We start from the raw sequence: 25,287 nt of genomic DNA, 5'->3' as shown, positions 1-25,287 counted from the left end.
TGAATTCTAAACAGCTGCAGTCAAAATAGGCATTTTGATTGCGTCGGAGATGACAACGAATTGTGGTTTTGCATTTTCTTGAAGTTGGTAATCTGAAAAATTGACTTGCCAAAAACCTAAACTGGCTGTGGTTGCGATATAAAAAACTTGATTTTCATGATCGCGTACAATTTCCCATTGAGTATAGTCTCCTTTCGGATTACCACTCTGGTCAATACACTGTCCACGTGTTACATAAATACCTTTAATGACATTCATGGTGTGGGCAATCGCAGCATTGTTGCTCGGTTTAGGATTTTGATTTAACCATAGCATTGAATAGTTCAATGTCATTGTAGTGCGTAGAAAACGGTCTGCGGGTAATGCTGATGAAGATAAACCAATGGAACCACCACCATTTCCGGCTTTATTAACATTCAAACCAATGATGGTTTTATTATCTGTTTCGACGTTTGTGACGCCTAAATAGTTTTCCAAATTTGTTCGATGCCAATCAATAAACGGATTATTTGTCATCACACCAATATCACTATTATCAGTAATCGATAAAGCACCATCACGGAATTCAAGAACTAAACTTGCTCCTGTTTTATCGTGGAATTGGAAATGAATAGGAATTAAATTTTTTACTTCATTACTTTGATTGAGTTCCGTATGTTCAGAAAATTGTAATGGGTCCCAGAAATATAGAATTTCACCTAAAGATGTAGTTTGACCCTGTTGAATAGCATATAAATCGTTTTTTAATGTTTCAACTGAAGAATAATTAGAAACAGCCCAACCACAAATATCAAGTGCAGAAATGAGCTTTGCATGTTGTGGAGCATCAGCTTTTTTAGGATAAATCGATGGTGGAAGCCACAGTGCTGCTGCTGAGAATCCTTCAGTATTCATAGCATCAGAAACTTTGGTATCCAATAGATTGAAAGGTAATTTAATACCAATACCCATAAATCCATATTTTGCTTGCCATTTATATGCAGGAGTATTGGGATTCAGACTATCAATCGCTTTTAAGCTGGTTGCAACGGGTATGGCAGCCAATTGCCAAGTAAATGTAGCTGCAAAATCCATTGTACGACCTGAAATTCGATAACCTGTTGATTTTGGTAAAATAAATTCAGTAAACATGTATTATTTTCTCTTTTGATTATTAATAAATATAATTATGTTTTTTAAGTTGTAATTTATTTTTAAGGTTATTATCTATACCATAAAAATAAATAAGCCTAGAAACTATCAGATGATATTTTTAAAGTCAATTTATCGAATTAAAATAATAGCTTTATATAAATAAATTAATTTTTCTTATGAGTTATTTAAATAATATTTGTTAGTTTTATATTTTCACGCGACTTATAAAATATAATTGATATTGTATAATGCTTTATTTGTATATGCTTGTATATACAAATTGTGTGGCTTTCATATACAATGACTTAGATTATTTTTGTATGAGTTTTAGTCAATGTCAAGAATGACAAAGCAAAACGATCTGGACTTATCTTTAGGTGAAGATAGTCCCGTTCCCTTGTATTTACGTGTAAAACAAATGATTTCACAAAAAATTTATGAAGGAACATGGTCTGTAAATAAAAAGATTCCTTCTGAAAGTGAATTAGTTAACTTACTGGGTTGTAGCCGTATGACGGTCAATCGTGCTTTACGCGAGTTGACGAGTGAAGGTTTATTAGTTCGTATACAAGGTGTCGGTTCTTTTGTTGCCGAAGGACAAGGGCGAACAGCTTTATTTCATGTCAATAACATTGCTGAAGAAATCATTGCCCGAAATCATAAACATCATGCAGAAGTATTGGTATTAGAACAAATTCAAGCCAATACAGAGCAAAGTGTACTTATGCAAATTCGAGAGGGACAAAAGTTATTCCACTCAATCATTGTGCATTATGAAAATGATGTACCTGTGCAGATTGAAGACCGTTTAGTTGATCCTGCTTTGATTCCAGATTATTTGGCACAGGATTTTAAATCAATTACGCCGAATGCTTATTTAATGTCTAAAGCTCCTGTAACCGAAGGTGAGCATGTCGTAACAGCAATTCTAGCTTCAGCGCAAGAGTGTAAATGGCTGAAAATTAATAAGACGGAACCATGTTTATTGATTCGCCGTCGAACTTGGTCGAATAAACAATTGATTTCTAGTGCTCGATTGATTTATCCGGGTAGTCGTTATTATTTGGAAGGTAAATTTACTCAATGATTGAGCTGTTAAAAGCTGTTAATTATAAGAAAATGCGCTGGAAAAATGGTGCTGGCTATACGGTTGAACTTGCGCGTAGTGAGGGTGATAGCCTAAAGCTGTTTGATTGGCGCATTTCAATGGCTGATGTCAAAACATCGGGTGATTTTTCTAAGTTTAATGGCATGCAGCGCATTCTGACGGTATTGGAAGGTCAAAGTATTCTGCTCAAGATTGATGATCACAATCAGTTTTTAAAAACCTTAGAATCTGCCCAATTCAGTGGTGACAGTAATACCAGTTGTGAGCTGATCGATGGATCTATTCGGGATTTTAACCTGATTTATGATCCACAAAAATATCACGCACGGTACCAGTGGATTGTTGAGCCCACAGCCTCAGCAATATTGAGTTCAGCCAATTTGATTTTTATTTTTAATCAAAGCCTTGAATCTTTAGAAATTGAAATTGATCAACAAATTTTTTATTTGGATCATCAAGATAGTCTCAAAATTGAGAACGAAAAGTTGTTGAAAAATATTGTTTTATCTAAACAGGTTTTAACGAAAACTTGTCTAATTGAGCTTGTAAAAGGCTAGTTTTATTTTCTTTATTTAAACCCATACGATTTGTAGTTGTATGGGTTTTTTATTGTCTTTTAAAAAATAAATCTTTTTATTTCATTTGTTTGTAATTTATTTTCATAAAAGAATTGAAATGCATCTTTTCAAGATAAAAGATTTGTGTAGTATATGGATGTATATACAAGTTAATACATTGCTATACAGTAAAAGCGATTTAATTTGCAGATTAAAACTCAATGGAAGGAGTCCGATTGTGACAACAACGACAACAAAATTTCGTGATGTAGAAATTCGCGCACCACGTGGTACAACGCTCAATGCAAAAAGCTGGTTAACAGAAGCGCCTTTACGCATGCTGATGAACAATCTTGACCCTGATGTTGCAGAAAATCCAAAAGAGCTTGTTGTTTACGGTGGCATCGGTCGTGCTGCACGTAACTGGGAATGTTTTGACAAGATCGTCGAAACGCTTAAAAACTTAGAAACTGATGAAACTCTGTTGGTTCAATCTGGTAAGCCAGTGGGTGTATTTAAAACGCATAAAGATGCGCCACGTGTCTTGATTGCGAACTCAAATCTAGTACCACATTGGGCGAATTGGGAGCATTTCAATGAATTGGATGCCAAAGGTCTCGCAATGTATGGGCAGATGACTGCTGGTTCTTGGATTTATATTGGTAGCCAAGGCATTGTACAAGGCACTTACGAAACGTTTGTAGAAGCAGGTCGCCAACACTATAACGGTAATTTAAAAGGTCGTTGGGTCTTGACCGCTGGTTTAGGCGGTATGGGCGGTGCACAACCTTTAGCTGCAACACTTGCAGGTGCATGTTCACTCAATATCGAATGCCAACAAACCAGTATCGATTTCCGTTTACGTACCCGTTATGTCGATGAACAAGCAACTGATTTAGATGATGCTTTGGCACGTATTGAAAAATATACCAAAGAAGGTAAAGCGGTTTCGATTGCACTACATGGCAATGCAGCAGAAATTTTACCTGAATTAGTTCGTCGCGGTGTACATCCAGATATGGTGACTGACCAAACCAGCGCACATGATCCATTGAATGGTTATTTGCCAATTGGCTGGACATGGGAAGAGTATCGTCAGCGCGCTAAAACTGAGCCAGAAGTTGTTGTTAAAGCAGCGAAACAATCGATGGCACAGCATGTTCAAGCGATGTTGGATTTCCAAAAAATGGGTGTTCCAACTTTTGACTACGGCAACAATATTCGTCAAATGGCACAAGATGAAGGCGTAGCAAATGCCTTTGATTTCCCAGGCTTTGTTCCTGCCTATATCCGTCCATTGTTCTGTCGTGGTATTGGTCCATTCCGTTGGGTAGCACTTTCGGGTGATCCAGAAGATATCTACAAAACAGATGCCAAAGTAAAAAAGTTAATCCCAGATGATGAACATTTACATCGTTGGTTAGATATGGCGCGTGAACGGATTAGCTTCCAAGGTTTACCAGCACGTATTTGCTGGGTGGGCTTAGGTTTACGTGCAAAACTCGGTTTGGCATTTAATGAAATGGTTCGTAGTGGTGAACTTTCAGCACCAATTGTGATTGGTCGTGATCACCTAGATTCAGGTTCAGTGTCTAGTCCAAACCGTGAAACAGAATCAATGCAAGATGGCTCTGATGCTGTATCTGACTGGCCATTACTCAATGCCTTGCTCAATACTGCAGGCGGTGCGACTTGGGTGTCATTACATCACGGTGGTGGTGTAGGTATGGGCTTCTCTCAACACTCAGGTGTGGTGATCGTGTGTGATGGTACAGATGAAGCAGCAGCACGTATTGCACGTGTACTGACCAATGACCCTGCAACAGGGGTGATGCGTCATGCTGATGCAGGTTATGACATCGCGATTGATTGTGCTAAAGAGCAAGGTTTGAACTTGCCGATGATCACGCAATAAACAGACAAGGAGATTACGATGCTTTTTGCAATTGTGTAAGCAGCATCGTAAGCGAACAATAGAGTGCAAAACAGGACGCCAATAATGGAACTTCTAATTCAACCGGGCAAACTTAGCTTAGCAGATCTGCGCCACGCTTATTTAAATCCAATTAAAGTGAAACTTGATGACAGCGCATCAGAAGCAATCAATGCGAGTGTTGCTTGTGTCGAACAAATCGTCAATGAAGGCCGTACCGCATACGGGATCAATACGGGTTTTGGTTTACTCGCTTCAACTAAAATTGCACCAGAAGACTTAGAACAATTACAACGTTCGTTGGTGTTGTCACACGCCGCTGGCGTGGGTGAGCCGCTTGATGATGCGATGGTGCGTCTGATTATGTTGCTGAAAGCAAATAGTTTAGCACGTGGTTTTTCTGGGATTCGCCGTAAAGTTATCGATGCCATTTTGGCGTTGATCAATGCAGAAGTTTATCCGCATATTCCATTAAAAGGCTCTGTTGGTGCTTCGGGTGACTTGGCACCATTAGCACATATGTCTTTGGTGTTATTGGGAGAAAGCAAAGCACGTTATAAAGGTGAATGGTTACCTGCGGTTGAAGCACTTAAAATTGCGGGTCTAGAGCCAATTTCTTTGGCTGCAAAAGAAGGTTTAGCACTTTTAAACGGGACACAAGTTTCTACAGCATATGCTTTACGTGGTTTGTTTGAAGCAGAAGATTTATTTGCTGCTGCAACCGTATGTGGTGGTTTAAGTGTTGAGGCAATGTTGGGTTCACGTGCACCATTCGATGCGCGTATTCATGAAGTTCGTGGTCAACGTGGTCAAATTGATGTTGCTGCTGCATATCGTGACTTATTAACTGAATCGAGTGAAATTTCACATTCACATGAAGACTGTAGCAAGGTTCAAGATCCATACTCACTTCGTTGCCAACCTCAGGTGATGGGTGCTTGCTTGACTCAAATTCGTCAAGCCGCAGAAGTACTGGAAATTGAATCAAATGCAGTGTCGGATAACCCATTGGTGTTTGCAGCAGAAGGTGATGTGATTTCAGGTGGTAACTTCCACGCTGAACCTGTGGCGATGGCTGCGGATAATCTTGCATTGGCGATTGCAGAAATTGGTTCACTGTCAGAACGTCGTATTTCGATGATGATGGATCGCCACATGTCACAGTTGCCGCCATTCTTGGTTGCCAATGGTGGGGTCAATTCAGGCTTCATGATTGCTCAAGTCACAGCCGCTGCGTTAGCAAGTGACAATAAAGCACTTGCACATCCTGCCAGTGTTGATAGTTTACCGACTTCTGCAAATCAGGAAGACCATGTTTCCATGGCACCGAATGCGGGTAAACGTTTGTGGTATATGGCTGACAACGTTCGCGGCATTCTTGCAGTTGAGTGGTTAGGGGCATGTCAGGGTCTTGATTTCCGTGAAGGTTTGAAGAGTTCTCCAAAACTTGAGCGTGCGCGTAAAATACTGCGTGACCAAGTACCTTATTACAGTGAAGATCGTTTCTTTGCGCCAGATATTGAGCAAGCGAGTGAATTGCTTGCAAGTGGTTGCTTAAACGAATTACTGATTCCAAAACTATTACCAAGCTTGTCTAACGTGTGATCAATAAAACGGCCACATGGAGTGGCCGAATCTAACTAAATTTCCTCAAGGATTGGAGATTATAATGTCACAACACTCCACACTACAGCGGGGGTTAAATGCCCGCCATATCCGATTTTTAGCACTTGGTTCTGCGATTGGAACTGGATTATTTTATGGTTCGGCTTCTGCGATTAAACTCGCAGGTCCATCAGTGTTATTGGCTTATATGATTGCTGGTATCGCGATTTATATCGTGATGCGTGCTTTAGGCGAAATGGCGGTACATAATCCTGTATCGGGTTCTTTTAGTCATTATGCATCTCATTATATTGGCCCATTAGCAGGTTTTGCGACAGGCTGGACTTACGTTTTTGAAATGGTCATTGTTGCCATTGCCGATGTCACCGCTTTCGGGATTTACATGGGCTTTTGGTATCCTGATGTCCCACGATGGATCTGGATTTTATCCGTAGTTTCATTCTTGGGCGCGATTAACCTGATTCACGTCAAAGTCTTTGGTGAATTAGAGTTCTTGTTCTCTCTGATTAAAGTTGTTGCCATTGTTGCTATGATTTTGGGTGGTTTTGGTTTACTTCTTTATGGTTTCCATGGCGATCATGGCAGTGTTGCTAGCATTCAAAACCTTTGGATTCACGATGGCTTTATGCCAAATGGGATTGCAGGTTTGGTTGCGTGTTTCTCTGTGGTGGTGTTTGCTTTTGGTGGTATTGAAATTATTGGTATCACTGCGGGCGAATCAGAAAATCCAAAAACGACGATTCCACGCGCAATTAATGCTGTTCCAGTACGGATTTTATTATTCTATATCTTAACGATTTTTGTTTTGATGGCAATTTTCCCATGGAACCAAATTGGTAGCCAAGGTAGTCCATTTGTACAAATTTTTGAAAATCTAGGTATTAAATCAGCTGCAACTGTATTGAACATTGTTGTAATTACTGCTGCGATCTCTGCGATCAATAGTGATGTATTTGGTGCTGGTCGTATGTTGTATGGTATGGCCAAAGAAGGTCAGGCACCAAAAGCATTTACCAAACTTTCTCGTAATGGCGTGCCATATATGACAGTGATGGTCATGGCCGGTGTTTTATTGGTTGGTGTGGTTTTAAACTACCTGATTCCAGAAAACGTTTTCATGATTATTGCATCAATTGCAACCTTTGCCACGGTTTGGGTTTGGTTGATGATTTTACTTTCTCAAGTTGCGATGCGTCGTAAGTTATCTAAGGCTGAAATTAAAGCCCTTGATTTTCCAGTGATTGGCTGGCCAATCGCACCTGCTTTTGCAATTGCATTCATGGTATTTATCTTTGGTGTGATCGCATATTTTCCTGACTCACGACCTGCAATTTATGTTGGCGCAACGTGGTTATTTTTACTTTGGATTGCTTATACCATTTGGGTGAAACCTAAACAAAACACAGTGAAAGAAAACTCGACGTTAAGACAAAATATTGAAATGGAAAGCTAATAATCAAGCTGCTCAGGTGTTGATCACACCTGAGCAGTAAGAGGAAATCCGAATGAAAAAGCTTTGGAAAAATTGTCATATTGCCACGATGCAAGATGGGCAATATTCTAGTATTGAACACGCTGCAATGGTTACTTCAGGGCAGCATATCCATTGGGTTGGCGCATTAAAAGACCTTCCTGCTGATGATTATTCCGAAATTACTGATTTGAATGGCGCTTGGGTGACACCGGGTTTGATTGATTGCCATACCCATAGTGTGTTTGGTGGCAACCGTAGCGTCGAGTTTGAAAAACGCTTGCAAGGTGTCAGTTATGCTGAAATCGCAGCCAGCGGTGGAGGGATTGCCAGCACGGTTAGAGCGACCCGTGAAGCCAGTGAAGAACAATTACTCGCATCGGCGTTAAAACGAATTCGTTGTTTGCTTAAAGATGGTGTAACGACCATTGAAATAAAGTCAGGTTATGGTCTGGATTATACGAATGAACGGAAAATGCTCCGTGTGATTCGGAAAATTGCAGATACATTACCAATGACAGTACGTGCTACTTGCTTGGCTGCGCATGCTTTACCACCTGAATATCAAGATCAAAGTGATGCTTATATTGAGCATATCTGCAATGAAATGCTGCCAAAACTCAATCAAGAAGGTTTGGTCGATGCAGTCGATGCTTTTTGTGAATATTTGGCATTTTCGCCTACTCAAGTCGAACGTCTATTTAAAACAGCCCAGTCTTTAAATCTCCCAATTAAACTTCATGCAGAACAACTGTCGTCACTGGGTGGCTCAAGTTTGGCGGCACGTTATCATGCCTTATCTGCTGATCATTTAGAGTTTATGAGCGAGGATGATGTCAAGGCGATGGCTGCTGCGGGCACAGTTGCCGTGTTATTGCCCGGTGCATTCTATTTCTTGAGAGAAACCAAATATCCACCATTAGACAGTTTGCATCAACATGGTGTACGTATCGCATTATCTAGTGATTTAAATCCGGGAACATCGCCAGCTCTATCTTTGCGTTTAATGATGAATATGGGGAGTACTTTATTTCGTTTAACGCCTGAACAAACATTGGCAGCGGTAACGATTCATGCAGCACATGCATTGGGTTTGCAAAGTACGCACGGTAGTTTAGAGCAAGGCAAAGTTGCTGATTTTATTGCGTGGGATATTGAACATCCATCCGAAATTGTCTACTGGTTAGGCGGCGATTTGCCAAAACGTATCATTCAGCACGGCACCGAAATTTCGATTTAGGCTCAAAACTAATTTTTAACGAGTTGTATTCATGATGAACCATTCATTTAAATGGCAAGGGCGACAAGATGGTGAAGGTGAACAACATCTTCGTATCCATCAGGTGGTCAATACCAGCCAACATGCTGATTTTGCTTTAATCGGTTTTAGTTCGGATGAAGGCGTGAAGCGTAATAAAGGCCGATTAGGAGCTGCGGATGCACCCGATATGATTCGTGCTCAATTGGCAAATTTACCTGTTCATCAACCGATTTCGATTGCTGATTTGGGTACAGTGGTTTGTGATCATGGAAAATTAGAACATGCTCAGGCTGAACTGGCAGAGCAGGTTGAACGCAGCTTAAAACAAGGCATGAAACCGATTGTTTTAGGTGGCGGGCATGAAGTCGCATTTGGTAGTTTTTCTGGGTTATTTCAATATATCCAAAACAGTGAGCCAAACCTTAAAATTGGCATCATTAATTTTGATGCGCATTTTGATCTTCGTGAAGCTGAACAGGTGACTTCAGGAACACCTTTTTTAAATGCAGCAAACTTGTCAGAACAGCATGATCAAGAATTTAATTATCTCTGTATCGGTGTTGCGAAGCATTCAAATACTAAAGTTTTGTTTGAAACAGCGGATCGTTTGAATTGTAGCTATATCTACGACCATGAATTACAACTGACCAATCTTGTAAATTTAATTTCGAAAATTAACGGTTTTATTGAAAAAGTTGACGACTTATACATCACAGTTGATTTGGATGTATTTAGCGCCAGCATCGCACCCGGTGTCAGTGCACCAGCAGTCAAAGGCATTGATTTATCCGTCTTTGACCCATTATTAGACGCCATTAAGAAAACTGGAAAAATTAAGGTTTTTGATGTGGCTGAATGCAATCCACGGTTCGATTTGGATAACAGAACTGCCAAATTAGCCGCTTATATCATTTTTAATTACCTATTTGATTGATGATTCAAACGAACGCATCAAGAGGATAAAACATGTCTAATTTATCTTATGTCTCTCAAAATGACGGTCCATGGGCAACTTATCTTAAACAGATCGAGCGTGTTGCTCCATATCTAGATGGTTTAGAAGACTATGTGGACACATTAAAGCGCCCAAAACGTGCTTTGATTGTCGACGTGCCAATTGTGATGGACGATGGCACAATTCGTCATTTTGAAGGTTATCGTGTACAACACAACTTGTCACGTGGTCCGGGTAAAGGCGGTATTCGCTATCACCCAGATGTAGATTTAAATGAAGTAATGGCACTTTCAGCATGGATGACCATTAAAACTGCGGTGGTAAATTTACCATTTGGTGGTGCAAAAGGGGGTATCCGTGTTGACCCGCGTCAACTTTCACCACGTGAATTAGAACGCTTAACTCGTCGTTACACCAGTGAGATCAGTCATATCATTGGCCCACAAAAAGATATCCCTGCACCAGACGTGGGTACCAATCCAAACGTGATGGGCTGGATCATGGATACTTACTCATCGGGTCAAGGTCATACTGTGACGGGTGTTGTCACGGGTAAACCTGTCCATCTCGGTGGTTCGCTTGGTCGTATCAAAGCGACAGGCCGTGGCGTATTTATCACAGGCCAACAAGTTGCTGAAAAAATCAAATTACCTTTAGATGGCGCAAAAATCGCAGTTCAAGGGTTTGGTAACGTAGGTAGCGAAGCTGCATATTTGTTTGCTGATTCGAAATCGATCATTGTGACGATTCAAGATCACACTGGTACGATTTTCAATCCAGAAGGGATTGATCTTGCTGCATTAAAAACACACATGGCAACTCACCAAGGTGTGGGTGGCTTTGCTGGTGCGCAAGTGATCAGTGATGAAGAGTTCTGGAATGTAGAGATGGATATTTTGATCCCTGCTGCATTGGAAAGCCAAATCACAGTTGAACGTGCTCAAAAGTTAACTGCGAAGTTAGTGCTTGAAGGTGCAAACGGACCAACTTTGCCAGAAGCGGATGATGTATTGGTTCAACGTGGTATTACGGTTGTGCCTGATGTCATCTGTAACGCTGGCGGTGTAACCGTATCTTACTTTGAATGGGTTCAAGATATGTCGAGCTACTTCTGGTCTGAAGAAGAAATTAACGAAAGACTGGATAAGTTGATGATTCAAGCTATCAATGATGTATGGCATAAATCAAGCGAGAAAGAATGTACTTTACGTACAGCAGCCTTCATTTTAGGTTGTGAGCGTATCTTAAAAGCACGTAAAGAGCGCGGTATTTTCCCGGGTTAATTTTCTTTGCTTTTGAAACGACCTTAATATCTATGTTTTAAGGTCGTTTTTTATGGTTGAATCAATCCAAAAAGAAATCTTTCTGTAAATTGGTATTTCCAGTGACACATGCATATTGAGAAAAGTCAGTGATACCGACTCTTACTAGAGCTTGCTGATCGGTTAGGCTTTGTCCCGTTAGTTCACCACGATTGGTCGTATAAATTGCATAAGCTGCATCTGCCATAATTTCAGGTTTACGACTGACCTGTAAGGTGCTTTCCTCACCTAAATTCTTAGACACGGCTGCGGTTGCGATATAGGTTTCAGGCCACAAGGTATTACATGAAATGCCATATTGGCGAAATTCTTCCGCCATGCCCAAAGTCAAAATCGTCATACCATATTTAGATAAAGCATAAGGTGAAAGCATCCCGAGCCATTTCGGTGACATATTTACAGGTGGCGATAAGCTTAAAATATGCGGATTTTCAGATTGCTTTAAAAAGGGCAATGCAGCTTGTGCGCAGATAAAAGTGGCACGATGGTTAATGGTTTGGATCAGGTCATATTGTTTTAATGAGGTGGATTCCACACCCATCAATGCGATTGCACCTGCGTTATTAATCAGCACATCAATTCCACCAAAGGCTTTGGCTGCCTGTTGAATAGCTGTATGGATTTGCTGCTCATCCCTCACATCAAGCAGTAAAGGCAGTGCTTTGCCGCCAGCAGCTTCAATTTCTTCAGCCACACTATAAATCGTACCTGTTAATTTAGTTGTCTCAACTTCAGTTTTTGCTGCAATCACGACATTAGCACCTGCCTGAGCTGCTTTTAAGGCAATGGCTCTGCCAATACCTCGACTGCCACCCGTAATAAAAACAGTTATTCCTTGCATATTATTCATTGAGATGTCCTAGATTTGAGTTGTTGTAAACGTTGAATTAGATCATGAAAGGGTGAGCAAATTTTTCAGGATCATAGAGTTGGCGTTGCTTGGCAATCTCTACAATTCGATGGCGGAGCTGACGTTTGATCACGGCATAGGTCATACGGTGCTTTTGTGCCATATCTTCCGCAAATTTAAACACTTCAAAGTTTAATGCTTCGATTGGTTCAATTTGGTGAACGAGTTGGGATTGTAGACATTCAGTGCCTGTCATGGTTTTGCCTGTCAAAGACATTTCCCAGATCGCATGTTGATTGGGAAGTAGTTGTACAATTTCAGCAATGGTATCTGTAAAAGGAATGCCCAGATGGACTTCTGGAAAGCAAAAATGTCCTCGATCCGATCGCATAAATCGGAAGTCACAAGCAGATGCGAGAATTGCACCGCCTGCATAAGCATTACCACCTATTTCAGCAATTACAGGTAAGTTGAGTAGTGCCAAACGGAGTAACATATTTTCAAGTTGCAGGGTAAAGGCTTTTTTATCTTCCAACGATTGTTGCATTAACCAAGCAAGGTCTAAGCCATTACAGAAGGTTTTAGGATGCTCACTTCGAATAATTAAACAGGCATTATTTTTATCACTTTCAATTTCATCAAAAATAGCAAAATATTCTTCTAATACCGCTTTATTTAAAGCATTTTCCTGATTGCCATTTGTTAAATTCAGCACATAGGTCGATTGCTTTTTATCGAGTGTCATGGTTGCCATTTCAGCAATTCCTCATTGTTTTAGTCATCAATCTTGAGGTTATTATTTCGAAGAAAATGCTCGCTCAATAGGGGAGACTATGCCATATTAATAATCATTTTAGGACATAGGATGTGTCATGCGAGATCCTTTTGGATTGTTTCAAGAAACCATCTCTGTTTCTTATGCTCATGTATTATTAGAAATCGTCTATGAATATGGTATTGATGCACACGTCGTTTTGCATGGAACAGGTCTGATCTTGACTGAAATGAAACAAGCCGATGCCAAGATGAGTGCGCATCAATGGTCAAAATTGGTGGTGAATGCGTTACGACTGACGAGGAATCCGCGTCTCGGGATTGAATATGGGTTTAGGTTACGTCCAACTTCGCATGGGGCTTTAGGGTTTGCATTTTTAAGTTGTGCGGATGTTGAAACGGCGTTAAGCCTTTGTCAGCAGTATTTTTGTACCCGAATCCAAAATTTTACCCCTGAATGGCATATTGATGAAACGTTTATCTATGTTTATCTAGATGATGTTCACCCAGTGAAATTAGGTGATGCAGAACAATCTGACCAGTTAAGACATTTTTTGATCGAGAGCTTATTATTTGGAGCGATCCATTTTCTCACGTTGTTTTCTGACAAAATTGCAGAAAGTTGTGAGGTTTTTGTGGATTGGGCAGATGCTCAGAATTATGAAAAAATTGATTTATCCCAGATAAAGATTCATTTTAATCAACCACGTAATGGTTTTCGATTTTCTAAAAAATATTTACATTCTAAGAATTTGAATGCAGATCAAGTCGCGTTCCAGCAGGCTATTTTGTATTGTGAAAATGACAAGCTTAAACTCGTAAAAGAAAGTACACGGGACTTACAAAAAAGTATTCGTTCCGAGTTGTTATATCATTCTAGTCATGGTTATCCGTCACTTCCATTGATTGCACAACGTTTAAATATGTCAGAACGAACGATTAAGCGGCATTTACAAGCACAGGGCACTACATTTTTGCAAATCTTGGCTGAGGTTCGTTTTAATCAAGCCAAGAAATTACTGCAACAACAGCAATATAGTATTCAGGATATTGCTGGCTTGGTAGGGTATGAAGAAGCCACCAATTTTATTCGTGCCTTTAAAAAGACGTTTGGGGAAACACCGAGTCAGTATCGCAAGAATAATCTGTCCAAGCTGAATTAATTGGGTATTTGACGTTGAATCGTCGTGATGAATAACTCTAGCGAATGCTGAATTTGTTCTGTCGATTCAAAAGAACAATTCATACGAATAAAATGTTGATGTGAGGGCAACACATTAAACAAGGGACTTGGCGCAACGCCCACCTGTTGTTGAATCAGCTGTTCATAGACTTGCATACTGCTGACTTTGTCTGGAAGTTGAATCCATAGAAAATAACCACTTGGATAGTTATATACCTTACAGTCTTTCGGTAGATGTTGTTTGAGATATTGAAAGAATTGTTTTTTATTCTTTTCTAAGGCGCGCCGTAGAGTTCTTAAATGCTTTTCATAATGATGATGGGAGAGGAATTCCACCAGTGCATTTTGAATCAGTGCGTTGGCAGAGATGGTACTCATCAATTGTAAATGTTGAATATGTTCAGAGAATTTACCTGCATAGACCCAGCCCATGCGGAAACTTGAACCTAATGTTTTAGAAAAAGAAGAGCAGTGTAATACTAGATTCTGTTGGTCAAAATATTTCATCGGTAATGGTTTTTGGCTGCCATAAAACATTTCTTCATAAACATCATCTTCGATTAAATGAATTTGATGTTCATGTAACAATTTAGCGATTTTATATTTGATGTCATCGCTGACAGTAAATCCAATTGGATTATGTGCATTTAGCATAAACCAACAGACTTTAATTGGATAATTTTTGATAACTTGTTCAAAAGCCTCGATATCAAAGCCATGCTGTGGATGTTCTGGGATGGTGATGACTTTTAAACCCAAACGTTCAGCAGCTTGCCAAGCACCATAAAAAATCGTTTGTTGTAATAAAATATAATCGCCAGGTTGCGTAATGGCTTGTAGTGAAAGATTTAATGCTTCTAGCCCACCTGATGTAATGACAATGTCATCCGCATCGGTTGGAATGCCTTGCATACAATAGCGTTGCGCAATCAGTTTTCGTAACGCTAAATTGCCGGGAGGTAAATTTGAAGTTTGGTCATAACTATGGCGATTGCGGGAAAGTTGTCCCATGATCTGAATCAGTTTTGGGGGATACAGCAACTGACTGTCTGGAAAGGCAGAACCTAAGGGGCTGACTTTGGGAGATTGAATTGATTTGAGATATTTAAAAACGAGTGAGTTAATTTCAATTTTCGGATTTAAAGATACCACTGAATAGGCTTGTGGAATCTGAATATGATTTTGCTCAGCCACAAAATAACCTGACTTTTCTTTTGAATAAATCAGCCCTTGTGCTTCCAGTTCTTGGTAAGCATTCATCACGGTAATAAGACTGAAACCTGATCGTTGTACTTGCTCACGTAAAGAGGGTAACTTGGTGTGTGGCTGCCAAGAACCATTTTCAATAAGCAGTTTCAAGTTATGTGCTAATTGTTCTGATTTATACATAAAATAAAGTAAATCCGTATTGATGGAATAGCCCTCATCTAAAAGCTATTCCACCCATTTTTTAATAAGCAAACATCAAGAGTAATCTAAATAGACCTGCAATGATGGCGAGTGCAAAAAATCCGACTAACCATAAGATTATAAACCATTGGGTTTGATTTAAATGCAGCGATTTTATTTTCATGTCAAGCTCCTAGTGATAACCTGCATCACCAATACGCACCTTATCTCTAAACACCCAATACGAGAGGATGGTGTAGGCAATAATCACAGGAATTAAAATTACAGCACCAATAAGGGCAAACTTTTGACTTGAGTAGGGTGCAGCTGCTTCCCAAATGGTAACGGAGGGTGGAATGATATTTGGCCAAAGGCTGATCACAAAACCTGTAAAAGCTAAAAACACTAAAGCTAAAGTATAGATAAAGGGTTTGAAATCTTGGCGTTGTTTACATGCCTTTAAAATAAGGAATGTAAATAATAAGACCAAGATGGGTACAGGACTAAAATAAAGCAGATTTGGCAAAGCAAACCAACGTGTTGCAATTTCAGGATGAGTGAGCGGCGTGTATAAACTGACACCCGTAAAGACCACAAATAAAACAATGATCAATTTAGGCATCAGCCCATACATTTGATCTCGTAGTTCATTATCTGTTTTCATAATCAACCAACCACAGCCGAGTGCTGCATACATCACAACTACGCCTAAACCTGTAAAAAGTGCGAAAGGTGTAAACCAATCCAAACCTGAACCTGAGAAAATACCATGAGTGGTTTGGATACCCTGAATATAAGCACCTAAAATCACGCCTTGCAGGAAGCTGGATAGAATTGAGCCCCAGATAAAGGCTTGATCCCATAGGTATTTGGTACGATTCGCCTTAAAACGAAATTCAAAGGCAACCCCACGGAAAATCAAGGCAATCACCATCAGGGTAATGGGCATATATAACGCAGACAGTACGGTTGAATAAACTAAAGGAAAGGCAGCAAATAACCCTGCGCCGCCCAATACCATCCATGTTTCATTACCATCCCAGACAGGTGCGACGGTATTCATCATCACATCACGTTCTTCGCTGTTTTTAATGAAGGGAAATAGAATCCCAATTCCCAAATCAAAGCCATCCAAAATGACATAGATCAATACACCGAGGCCAATAATGCCCACCCAAATCAGAGATAAATCAATCATGGTGCTTCTCCTTGTTTGCGGCTTGTTGATCAATGCTTTCATCGACTGCACTTAAAGGACGCATTGGGGTTTTGAAATGCCCATGACCTGCGGGCTCAAGATCAATCGCTTCAATAAATTCAGGGCCTTTTTTCAAGAGCTTCAACATATAGTAAATGCCGCTACCAAACACGATGGTATAGACCAGTACGAAGATAATTAAGCTGATTCCGACCTGATCGGCTGTCACTGCATGGGATAAACCATCTTTAGTCCGCATCACTCCATAAATTACCCACGGTTGACGACCGACTTCAGTCGTGACCCAACCCGCAAGTAAGGCGATATAGCCTGTAGGTCCCATGACAAAAGCGAATTTATGAAACCAAGATGAACCATAAAGCTTGCCTTTTTTACGCAGCCATAAAGCAAAGAAAGAGAGCAACACCATTAACATGCCAAGCCCAACCATGACACGGAAACTCCAAAACACAATGCTGGCATTTGGGCGATCTTCAGGCGCGAAATCTTTTAAGCCTGTCACTTTGCCATTCAGTGAATGAGTCAGAATCAAACTGCCAAGATGAGGAATTCCGACTTCATAGAGATTTTCTTCTTTATCCATGTTCGGAATGGCGAACAGCAGGAGTGGCATTGCTTCATTGTGATTGGTTTCCCAGTGACCTTCGATCGCTGCTAATTTTGCAGGTTGATGTTTCAAGGTATTCAAACCATGATGATCGCCAATCACCACTTGTAAACATGAAGTGGCGAGTACCATCCAAAGCCCCATCGAAAATGATTTTTTGATCAGTTCATCACGGCGACCTTGAATCAGATGCCACGCCGCAGTACCCACCACCAATAAGGATGAGACTAAAAATGCGGCAACCGCCATATGCGCAAAGCGATAAGGGAAAGAGGGATTAAACACGATCGCCCACCAATCGGTTGGGATGATAATGCCATTTTCTATGCTAAAGCCTTGCGGTGTTTGCATCCAACTGTTCGAAGATAGAATCCAGAACATGGAAATACAGGTGCCGATTGCAACCATGAGGGTAGCAAAAAAATGCGCTTTGGGGCTGACCCGTCCCCAACCAAAGAGCATGATGCCGAGGAAACCCGCTTCTAAAAAGAATGCACTTAAAACTTCATAGGTGAGTAATGGGCCTGTAACACTTCCTGCAACGCGGGAAAATTCGCTCCAGTTCGTGCCAAACTGGTAACTCATCACCACGCCAGACACGATACCCATTCCAAAGGCAACCGCAAAGATTTTGATCCAGAATTTGAACAGATCTTTATAAATGGGATTTTGAGAACGCAGCCATTTCCATTCTAGCAGAGCGAGGAAACAGGCTAAGCCGATTGAGGTGGCAGGAAAGATAATGTGAAATGAAACAGTAAATGCAAACTGTATTCGAGCTAATTCTAAAGCAGTGAGACCGAGATCCATAGATCCTCTCCTATAACAGACCAGCAAAAGCAGTCGCTAGGAAAATGTGAAAGAATGGACTTAAATATTTGAAAATAAAAAGAGTGGCATGGATTGCTCAATCCTTATTTAAAATCTATTTAAGTTTTATTTATCATCCAATCTTCTGTTGTATATAAGTAGGTACAATTTCTTCTTGTTTTTTTATAACAGATGAATGGGAATGAAATAATCTGTTATATTTTTTTAACTAAACTCTGTAGCTATGCAGTTCTATATGCTTCATCCAAAATGACAACATGAACTCAGCAGCCTATGCAATTTCAATAAGGCTTGTAGATTGTTCGAAACATAATGATTTTGACTGGATGGCATATGACAATGTTTGTGACCAAAGAACTTAATGCGATGACGCATCTGTTTCAATACAGAGAGCCATCGCAATCGGTACAGGAACAACTACGTCTTGAGTATGTCAATCTGGAAGCGACTTTATTAAGAGGCAAGGTTTTAAGAGATTTTTCCAAAGATCGTGTTGCTTATATTGCACAGTCTTCGATTGGTGAAAATGATAATAATCTGGGATATTTATTTGCACCATTTATTATTGCCAATTTAAATCAGTCGGTGATTTATACAACGCCTGTCGTGCCGTCAGTATTGTCGATTTTGAATCCCTATTTTCAGGCAGAAAAAAGTGTCAATTTCAAAATTGAACAGGTGCTGCATAGTCTAAAGCTGTATGTTGATCTCGTAGACTATCCGAAAAGTGAAGAGGATTTTCTTTTTCGGAGTCTTGTTAAAGCACTCTGTCGTACAGATGTTACCCATCTGTTTTTGATTACGCATTTGTCGATAAATCCAGAACAACTGCAAATTTTGCAAGATTATTTTGAAATTAAAATTGATGTGATTCATGCCGACACAGCACCGCAAATGGTTGATGATAAATTGCTGAATACTAAAAAATTGTTATTTAAAAACAAAGATGAATTACATAAAACGATCTGTACTTTGTTTTCGGATCTCAATGCCAAACTTATTGCACAAATTGGTCAATTTAGCCAAGCGCAAGCGGCGCATCTAATTGAAGATATGTTTTATTCAGAACATATTTTTGAGAAGTTATCGGTCTATGCCGAATACATGCAAACTCGCCTTCAAAATGGCGCGAGCTATAAGGTTTTGTCCACAATGTGATTGTATCGAATTGAATTTTAATATTTGAATAGGAGTGGATCTATGTCTCAGCAACAATCAAAATTCCCATACCTTGCAGTAGGAATCAGTATTTTATTAGGCTGCTTATTTTTAGGTTTCTTCTTCCTTGCTGTATCTCATCAGCCTGATTATATGCCATCACAACAGAAGCAAAATACAACTCAAATACCACAATCCATTCAGCTTAATCAGTCGTCTGAATAGTTAATTTAAGCACTAGGTTTTAGCTCTCTTACTGGCCATTTGAGCAATTGCCAGTAAGTTTTTTAATTTTAATCATTAGAATTAGACAAATCAAAAATAGAAAAGAATAAAAATTCATGTTAATTGTATCTTAGATTGAAACTTAAATAGCGCAATGATGTAGGCGATTAAATGGATAATTCAGAGCAAAGCAAATTTAAACAAGAAAATACAGGTTATGCCAGAATCGAGCCTTATACCCAACCCGCAGGAGGGTGGGGAGCATTACTGAGTGTTGCACGAAATCTCAAGCGCCAAGATATCTTAAAAAAAGGTTCAATTACTTTACTGAATATTAATCAACCGACAGGTTTTGACTGCCCAGGCTGTGCATGGCCTGAGAAAAAAGATACACATGCCTTTAACTTTTGTGAAAATGGTGCCAAAGCGGTGGCATTTGAAGCAACCAGTAAAACCGTAACACCTGAATTTTTTGCACAACATACGGTGAGCTGGTTGTCGGAACAGAGTGATTTTTATCTAGAAGATTTAGGGCGTTTAACTGACCCGATGCGATATGACCCTATTTCAGATAAATATGTACCGATTTCTTGGGATGAAGCCTTTCAACTGATTGCTAAACATTTACAAGCACTCGATCATCCAGATCAAGCTGCATTCTATACCTCAGGTCGTGCCAGCAATGAGGCGGCGTTTCTCTACCAACTTTTTGTCCGAAGTTTTGGAACCAACAATTTCCCAGATTGTTCCAATATGTGCCATGAAACCACGAGTGTTGGTTTAAAAGATGCGATTGGTTTGGGCAAAGGAACTGTTATTTTAGAGGATTTTGATCAAGCGGATGCCATTTTTAGCTTTGGGCATAATCCAGGGACCAATCATCCACGTATGTTGGCGACGCTCAGAGAAGTCTCTCGACGAGGAGGCAATATTGTTGCGATAAATCCAATTAAAGAACGTGGCTTAGAGCGTTTCCAAGACCCACAAGCAGCATTGGAAATGATGACCAATAGTAGTACGCCAATTAGTCGTTATTACTTCCAACCTAAAATTGGTGGGGATTATGCTTTACTGTTCGGTGTGTTAAAGCATTTATCAGAATGGGATAAAAAGGCACTCGCGAAAGGAAAACCAAGCGTTTTTGATCGTAGCTTCATTGAAATGAATACGATTGGTTTCGAGGAAATGTTATCTGAAATTGATCGAACAGATTGGGCTGAAATTCATCAATATACGGGGCTGTCAGCCGAACATTTAGAATCAATTGCGCAAATGTTCCTTGATGCCAAAAAGGCAATTTTCTGTTGGGGCATGGGCATTACCCAACATCGTCATGGGACTGCCAATATTCATATGTTGGCTAACTTGATGCTATCACGTGGGCATATTGGTCGTCCGGGTGCAGGTCTATGTCCAGTACGTGGTCATAGTAATGTACAAGGCGACCGAACTATGGGTATTAATGAACACCCAAGTGATAAACTACTGGATAGTATTGATCGGGTATTTGGGATTAAATCACCACGTAAACATGGATTTGGTGTGGTCGATACCATTAAAGCCATGTATGAACGAGAGGTAAAAGTTTTTATTGGTCTAGGAGGAAATTTTGCAGTCGCAACGCCTGATACTCCATATACCCAAGAAGGGTTACGCCGTTGTGATTTAACGGTACATATTACCACGAAATTGAATCGTAGCCATTTGGTCTGTGGTCAAGATGCTTTGATGCTACCTTGTTTGGGGCGCACTGAAGTTGATATGCAGATGCATGGTGCGCAAGCGATTTCAGTTGAAGATTCGATGAGTAATGTTCATCTTTCAGCAGGGCGTAATCCACCCATTTCAGACAATATTTTGTCCGAACCTGATATTGTCGCTCGTATGGCAGCAGCAGCTTTGCCAGAGAGCCAAGTGAAATGGCATTGGTATATCGAAAACTATGATCGTATCCGTGACTCAATTGCTGATGTCTTTGATGAATTTCATGATTTTAATCAACGTGTTTATCAATCAGGTGGTTTCCATCTAGAGCATCCAGCCAATCAACATGTGTGGAATACGCCAAGTGGCAAAGCTCAGTTTTTGATTACACCGTTGGCAGAGGTCTACCAAGATAAAGAAAATCAATACGCAGCAGCATATACTGAGCAGCAGGTGTATACCTTGATGACTACACGCTCGCATGACCAATACAACACCACTTTATATGGTTTAGATGATCGCTACCGTGGTGTATTCGGGCAACGCCGTGTCCTGTTTATGAACCAAACAGATATTGATGAGGCAGGGTTTGAAGTGGATCAATGGGTTGATATTGAAAGTGTGTTCTCGGATGGGGTTAAACGGGTTGTACACAGTTTCCGTATTGTCCCTTATAACATTCCGAAAGGCAGTTTGGCAGCTTATTATCCTGAAACCAATCCATTGGTTGCCTTAGGTAGTCATGACAAATATGCCAAAATCCCAGCATCAAAAAGTGTTCCTGTGATTCTGCATGCAGGGCAAGCACCTGAACATTTTAATCTTGCGGTTGCAGTCGATCCTGAACATGCCAATGAAAGGGTGAGTAGTACATAGCCTTTCGAAATTCAATTTTCGATTAGGCAATGTGAACGAGGTAAAGTGTGGATACAAAAATTCGAGGCTATGAAACGGTGCAAGTGCATCGTTTCCATCGGGATATTTCAGAAAATGAGATGGACTATATTGTGCAGGAATATCCTGTTGCACTGATTTATAATGGGATTTCACATGCAGTTATGATGGCAACGCCTTCAGATCTCGAAGTATTTGCCAAAGGTTTTAGTCTGTCTGAGGGGATTTTACATAGCTTAAATGAATTGTATTCGCTAGACATTAGTCAAACTGAACTCGGTATTCAAGTGGATATGACGGTCTCATCTCGTGCATTTATGGCGTTAAAAGAGCATCGGCGAATAATGGTTGGGCGAACAGGCTGTGGTTTATGTGGAGTTGAAAGCCTAAAACAACTCTATGCGAATTTACCTGTCGTAAATACAACCGTCTCTTCGATCTGGCTAAATCAAATTCCGAATGCGATTGCCCAACTCAAAGTTAGGCAAAAAATCAGTGAGTTAACAGGTGGTGCGCATGCTGCGGCATGGGTGGTGAAAGGGAAAATCGTGGCTTTGTTTGAGGATGTTGGACGTCATAATGCCTTGGATAAATTATTGGGCTATTTGGCTGAACAAAAATTGAATGTTGCTGATGGTTTTGTGGTGATGACCAGTCGAGCAAGTTATGAACTGATTCGTAAATGTGCGCAATACAATATTGGTCTACTGGCAACGATCTCTGCGCCGACCACTATGGCGATTGAAATGGCAAAGCAATTAAATTTAACCTTAGCCAGCTTTTGTCGTGGTGATAGCTTTGTTTTATATACAGAATAATCGTAAAAATTTATGATTTGGTTATTTGCACGCCATTACCAAAGACATGCTCGAAAATATATTCCTCAGCAAAGAAAATAAAAAGATAGATCAATAACTTGATTTTAGTATCGTCGTTTTAGGTCATTTATGCTTTGGCTAACCTCTAATTCTCTCGAAAATTTGACTGAGTAAATCTAAGCAACTGCAAATAAAGACGTCATTTGCGGTTGCTAGAATATTGAGCTTATTGAGCAACCAAGTACTGCTGTAACTGTACGCGGAATTGATCTGGAATCGAGCTTGATTTTTGTGTGCTGAAATCGAAATATACTTGAACCGCTTTGCCACGCGCAACACAGTGGTCATTTTGCCAAGCTTCATGTGCAACAACAAATGATGAATTTCCAATGCGTTCAATCCATGTTTTGATTTCAATCGTTGCACCGTAATAGATTTGGGCAACAAAGTCGACTTCAACGCGAGCGAGAATTAAAGGGAGATTTTTAATTTCCATATTTGGATTAAAGATACGGAAAATAGGCTCACGTGCAGTCTCAAACCAGCCTGTGATTACAGTATTGTTGATATGCCCAAAGGCATCAGTTTCGTAAAATCTTGGGGTAATCGAGAGTGTGAACATAGATAGATCAACTGTTATTTTCTCATTGAAAGTTTAATACTATAAATGTTGGTGCTTAAATAAGTCAGCCCTAATCTGAGACTTAGGCGACTAATCTATAGACTTTACTTTTTAAGTTTCAATACTTAAAAATTGGATACCGATTTCTAGTTAAAGCAATGTTTGCATTTCAGGTAAAGCGCAAGCAAGTGACTTCAACTAAAAACCGAGTTCTAAAATAAGTTAAAAGCTAAGAGATCGGTTTAGATAATCCACCGCCTAAAGCTTTATATAATTCGATTTGATTATTCAATTTAGTGTGTTCGAGCATCAGTAAGCTTTGCTGAGCAGCATAAGCAGAACGTTGTGCATCCAATACGGTTAAATAACTTTCTATGCCAGTTATAAAGCGAGCCGTGGATAATTTATAAGTGGTATCGGTCGCAGAAACCAAACGGCGTTGCGCATTTAAACGATCTTCAATATGGGCATGCGTAGCCAAAGCATCATTGACTTCACGGAAGGCGGATTGAATGGCTTTTTCATAATCTGCCAGTGCAATCTGTTGTTCAGTTTCAGCAATCTTAATGTTGGCTTTACGCGTCCCCCAATCGAAAATAGGTAGATCAATACTTGGGCCAACTGACCAAGAAAAGCCACCAGATTTAAATAAATCTTTTAGTTCAGTTGAGGCATAACCTGTAGAACCTGTCAGGCTAATGTTTGGATACATACGTGCTTTTGCTGCGCCAATATTTGCGCCTGCTGCTTTAAGTTGGTATTCAGCCGCTTTGAGATCGGGACGATGATTAAGTAAATCACTACTTAAACCTGTCGCAAAGCTGGTCTCAGAGCTAATGTTCTTAATCATATGATTGGGTAGCAGTTGCTGTGGAATATTTTGTCCAGCTAACAGATTCAGTAAATTCTGCGCTTGCGACATTTGGGTTTTATAAGCTGCGACATCATTTCGTGCCGTTTCTACGGAAATCTGTGCCTGACCTAAGGGAATTTCACTATCAATACCCACATCAAAACGTTTTTTGTTCAGATTGTATGCATCAAGTTGTGTCTTTAAGGTTTGTTGAGCGAACTCAAGATTTTCCTGAGCAAAGGCATAATCCAACCATGCTTGCGAAACTTGGCTGACTAAACTGATCTGCATGGCTTCTTGTGCGCTTTGCGTGGCAAAGTAATTATTCAACGCCACATCTTTTAAGCTTTTGACACGTCCCCAAAAATCCAGTTCATAGGCTGTCACACCAAGACCCACTTGAAAGGTCGAATAAGGATTGTTTGGGTTGACAGATGGATTGGCTTGTCGAACAGCACTGCCATTCGCACCAATGCTAGGTAACTGAGCATTTTTACTGATCTGATATTGCTGTTGTGCGCGTTGAATATTCAAGGTGGCTGTACGTAAATCACGATTGTTATTTAAACTGATCTCAATCACTTGTAATAATTGAGTATCGACAAAGAATTGTTTATAGCCCTGATGTGCAATCGAAATTCCTGTGTTTGTCTGTGCAAAATTCTGTGGAATATCTGACTTGATCATCGGCTGTGGTGCTTGCATATTCATACATGCCATCATCGTCATTGAAAGCGTAGAGATGAGTAGCCCACGAGATAAGACAGTCACTTTAGACATGGTCTTCTCCAAA

At 40.1% G+C, this 25,287-nt stretch carries 22 protein-coding genes; 13 read left to right on the top strand and 9 right to left on the bottom strand.

The window, feature by feature from the left end; translation table 11 throughout:
* Positions 1-6: 6 nt before the first annotated feature.
* A complete protein-coding gene (locus tag C502_RS0111495) occupies positions 7-1,131 on the bottom strand; it encodes a linear amide C-N hydrolase (protein WP_018678967.1) in 1,125 nt (374 codons plus the stop codon).
* A 337-nt stretch (positions 1,132-1,468) separates the two neighbouring features.
* Between C502_RS0111495 and hutC the strand changes: the two genes are divergently transcribed.
* From hutC to C502_RS0111455, 8 genes are all read left to right on the top strand, one after another.
* Entirely contained in the window at positions 1,469-2,221 is a 753-nt protein-coding gene (gene hutC, locus C502_RS0111490) for a histidine utilization repressor (protein WP_018678966.1), read from the top strand.
* On the top strand, positions 2,218-2,799 hold the full coding sequence (locus tag C502_RS0111485) for a HutD/Ves family protein (protein WP_018678965.1): 582 nt from the start codon (positions 2,218-2,220) through the stop codon (positions 2,797-2,799). The genes hutC and C502_RS0111485 overlap by 4 nt, the downstream gene beginning before the upstream one ends.
* Positions 2,800-3,037: 238 nt before the next feature.
* Positions 3,038-4,714: a urocanate hydratase gene (gene hutU, locus C502_RS0111480; protein WP_018678964.1), complete on the top strand. Its 1,677-nt coding sequence runs from the start codon at positions 3,038-3,040 to the stop codon at positions 4,712-4,714.
* A gap of 84 nt (positions 4,715-4,798) precedes the next feature.
* Entirely contained in the window at positions 4,799-6,337 is a 1,539-nt protein-coding gene (hutH, locus tag C502_RS0111475; protein WP_018678963.1) for a histidine ammonia-lyase, read from the top strand.
* A 64-nt stretch (positions 6,338-6,401) separates the two neighbouring features.
* Positions 6,402-7,811 carry an amino acid permease gene (locus tag C502_RS0111470; protein WP_018678962.1) on the top strand — a complete coding sequence of 470 codons (1,410 nt, stop codon included), beginning with the start codon at positions 6,402-6,404 and terminating at the stop codon, positions 7,809-7,811.
* 52 nt (positions 7,812-7,863) lie between these two features.
* Positions 7,864-9,069 (top strand): imidazolonepropionase, encoded by a 1,206-nt coding sequence (gene hutI, locus C502_RS0111465; protein ID WP_018678961.1) that lies wholly within the window; start codon positions 7,864-7,866, stop codon positions 9,067-9,069.
* 34 nt (positions 9,070-9,103) lie between these two features.
* Positions 9,104-10,024 (top strand): formimidoylglutamase, encoded by a 921-nt coding sequence (gene hutG / locus C502_RS0111460; protein ID WP_026315792.1) that lies wholly within the window; start codon positions 9,104-9,106, stop codon positions 10,022-10,024.
* A 32-nt stretch (positions 10,025-10,056) separates the two neighbouring features.
* Positions 10,057-11,328, top strand: coding sequence for a Glu/Leu/Phe/Val family dehydrogenase (locus C502_RS0111455; protein ID WP_018678959.1), 1,272 nt, complete (start codon positions 10,057-10,059; stop codon positions 11,326-11,328).
* A 61-nt stretch (positions 11,329-11,389) separates the two neighbouring features.
* Here the strand turns inward: C502_RS0111455 and C502_RS0111450 are convergent, their stop codons facing one another.
* Positions 11,390-12,217, bottom strand: coding sequence for an SDR family oxidoreductase (locus C502_RS0111450; protein ID WP_018678958.1), 828 nt, complete (start codon positions 12,215-12,217; stop codon positions 11,390-11,392).
* A 37-nt stretch (positions 12,218-12,254) separates the two neighbouring features.
* Entirely contained in the window at positions 12,255-12,971 is a 717-nt protein-coding gene (locus tag C502_RS0111445; RefSeq protein WP_018678957.1) for an enoyl-CoA hydratase/isomerase family protein, read from the bottom strand.
* Positions 12,972-13,089: 118 nt separating this feature from the next.
* Between C502_RS0111445 and C502_RS0111440 the strand changes: the two genes are divergently transcribed.
* Positions 13,090-14,154: an AraC family transcriptional regulator gene (locus C502_RS0111440; RefSeq protein WP_018678956.1), complete on the top strand. Its 1,065-nt coding sequence runs from the start codon at positions 13,090-13,092 to the stop codon at positions 14,152-14,154.
* On the opposite strand, the gene C502_RS0111435 is transcribed toward C502_RS0111440, so the two are convergent.
* From C502_RS0111435 to C502_RS0111420, 4 genes are all read right to left on the bottom strand, one after another.
* On the bottom strand, positions 14,151-15,563 hold the full coding sequence (locus tag C502_RS0111435) for an aminotransferase-like domain-containing protein (protein WP_018678955.1): 1,413 nt from the start codon (positions 15,561-15,563) through the stop codon (positions 14,151-14,153). The two genes, C502_RS0111440 and C502_RS0111435, sit on opposite strands and share 4 nt — an antisense overlap.
* Before the next feature lie 61 nt (positions 15,564-15,624).
* Complete coding sequence (locus C502_RS19650) at positions 15,625-15,747, bottom strand: hypothetical protein (protein WP_004662679.1); 123 nt, start codon at positions 15,745-15,747, stop codon at positions 15,625-15,627.
* 9 nt (positions 15,748-15,756) lie between these two features.
* Positions 15,757-16,761: a cytochrome d ubiquinol oxidase subunit II gene (cydB, locus tag C502_RS0111425; protein ID WP_018678954.1), complete on the bottom strand. Its 1,005-nt coding sequence runs from the start codon at positions 16,759-16,761 to the stop codon at positions 15,757-15,759.
* A complete protein-coding gene (locus C502_RS0111420) occupies positions 16,754-18,199 on the bottom strand; it encodes a cytochrome ubiquinol oxidase subunit I (RefSeq protein ID WP_018678953.1) in 1,446 nt (481 codons plus the stop codon). The genes cydB and C502_RS0111420 overlap by 8 nt, the downstream gene beginning before the upstream one ends.
* A gap of 360 nt (positions 18,200-18,559) precedes the next feature.
* Between C502_RS0111420 and C502_RS0111415 the strand changes: the two genes are divergently transcribed.
* The 4 genes from C502_RS0111415 to fdhD all read left to right on the top strand — a co-directional run bounded on the left by C502_RS0111415 (position 18,560) and on the right by fdhD (position 23,019).
* Positions 18,560-19,378, top strand: a complete 819-nt coding sequence (locus C502_RS0111415) for a hypothetical protein (RefSeq protein ID WP_018678952.1) — start codon at positions 18,560-18,562, stop codon at positions 19,376-19,378.
* Between the two features lie 42 nt (positions 19,379-19,420).
* Positions 19,421-19,603, top strand: coding sequence for a cbb3-type cytochrome oxidase assembly protein (locus C502_RS0111410; protein WP_018678951.1), 183 nt, complete (start codon positions 19,421-19,423; stop codon positions 19,601-19,603).
* Between the two features lie 171 nt (positions 19,604-19,774).
* On the top strand, positions 19,775-22,183 hold the full coding sequence (locus tag C502_RS0111405) for an FdhF/YdeP family oxidoreductase (RefSeq protein ID WP_018678950.1): 2,409 nt from the start codon (positions 19,775-19,777) through the stop codon (positions 22,181-22,183).
* Positions 22,184-22,230: 47 nt separating this feature from the next.
* The gene (gene fdhD, locus C502_RS0111400; RefSeq protein WP_018678949.1) at positions 22,231-23,019 is read left to right on the top strand and encodes a formate dehydrogenase accessory sulfurtransferase FdhD; all 789 of its coding nucleotides are present in this window, start codon (positions 22,231-22,233) and stop codon (positions 23,017-23,019) included.
* Between the two features lie 226 nt (positions 23,020-23,245).
* Here the strand turns inward: fdhD and C502_RS0111395 are convergent, their stop codons facing one another.
* Together C502_RS0111395 and adeC are read right to left on the bottom strand one after the other, a co-directional pair.
* A complete protein-coding gene (locus tag C502_RS0111395) occupies positions 23,246-23,641 on the bottom strand; it encodes an acyl-CoA thioesterase (RefSeq protein ID WP_018678948.1) in 396 nt (131 codons plus the stop codon).
* Between the two features lie 229 nt (positions 23,642-23,870).
* Complete coding sequence (gene adeC / locus C502_RS0111390; protein WP_018678947.1) at positions 23,871-25,274, bottom strand: AdeC/AdeK/OprM family multidrug efflux complex outer membrane factor; 1,404 nt, start codon at positions 25,272-25,274, stop codon at positions 23,871-23,873.
* Positions 25,275-25,287: the final 13 nt, after the last annotated feature.

This window comes from Acinetobacter tjernbergiae DSM 14971 = CIP 107465 (genome assembly GCF_000374425.1).
Lineage (GTDB): Bacteria > Pseudomonadota > Gammaproteobacteria > Pseudomonadales > Moraxellaceae > Acinetobacter > Acinetobacter tjernbergiae.
This window is presented reverse-complemented; position numbering and strand designations above follow the sequence as displayed.

Coding starts and splice junctions, on each gene's coding strand:
- C502_RS0111495 (WP_018678967.1), bottom strand. CDS start 1,131: ATGTTTACTGAATTTATTTTACCAAAATCAACAGGTTATCGAATTTCA.
- hutC (WP_018678966.1), top strand. CDS start 1,469: ATGTCAAGAATGACAAAGCAAAACGATCTGGACTTATCTTTAGGTGAA.
- C502_RS0111485 (WP_018678965.1), top strand. CDS start 2,218: ATGATTGAGCTGTTAAAAGCTGTTAATTATAAGAAAATGCGCTGGAAA.
- hutH (WP_018678963.1), top strand. CDS start 4,799: ATGGAACTTCTAATTCAACCGGGCAAACTTAGCTTAGCAGATCTGCGC.
- C502_RS0111470 (WP_018678962.1), top strand. CDS start 6,402: ATGTCACAACACTCCACACTACAGCGGGGGTTAAATGCCCGCCATATC.
- hutI (WP_018678961.1), top strand. CDS start 7,864: ATGAAAAAGCTTTGGAAAAATTGTCATATTGCCACGATGCAAGATGGG.
- hutG (WP_026315792.1), top strand. CDS start 9,104: ATGAACCATTCATTTAAATGGCAAGGGCGACAAGATGGTGAAGGTGAA.
- C502_RS0111455 (WP_018678959.1), top strand. CDS start 10,057: ATGTCTAATTTATCTTATGTCTCTCAAAATGACGGTCCATGGGCAACT.
- C502_RS0111450 (WP_018678958.1), bottom strand. CDS start 12,217: ATGAATAATATGCAAGGAATAACTGTTTTTATTACGGGTGGCAGTCGA.
- C502_RS0111445 (WP_018678957.1), bottom strand. CDS start 12,971: ATGGCAACCATGACACTCGATAAAAAGCAATCGACCTATGTGCTGAAT.
- C502_RS0111440 (WP_018678956.1), top strand. CDS start 13,090: ATGCGAGATCCTTTTGGATTGTTTCAAGAAACCATCTCTGTTTCTTAT.
- C502_RS0111435 (WP_018678955.1), bottom strand. CDS start 15,563: ATGTATAAATCAGAACAATTAGCACATAACTTGAAACTGCTTATTGAA.
- C502_RS19650 (WP_004662679.1), bottom strand. CDS start 15,747: ATGAAAATAAAATCGCTGCATTTAAATCAAACCCAATGGTTTATAATC.
- cydB (WP_018678954.1), bottom strand. CDS start 16,761: ATGATTGATTTATCTCTGATTTGGGTGGGCATTATTGGCCTCGGTGTA.
- C502_RS0111420 (WP_018678953.1), bottom strand. CDS start 18,199: ATGGATCTCGGTCTCACTGCTTTAGAATTAGCTCGAATACAGTTTGCA.
- C502_RS0111415 (WP_018678952.1), top strand. CDS start 18,560: ATGTTTGTGACCAAAGAACTTAATGCGATGACGCATCTGTTTCAATAC.
- C502_RS0111410 (WP_018678951.1), top strand. CDS start 19,421: ATGTCTCAGCAACAATCAAAATTCCCATACCTTGCAGTAGGAATCAGT.
- C502_RS0111405 (WP_018678950.1), top strand. CDS start 19,775: ATGGATAATTCAGAGCAAAGCAAATTTAAACAAGAAAATACAGGTTAT.
- C502_RS0111395 (WP_018678948.1), bottom strand. CDS start 23,641: ATGTTCACACTCTCGATTACCCCAAGATTTTACGAAACTGATGCCTTT.
- adeC (WP_018678947.1), bottom strand. CDS start 25,274: ATGTCTAAAGTGACTGTCTTATCTCGTGGGCTACTCATCTCTACGCTT.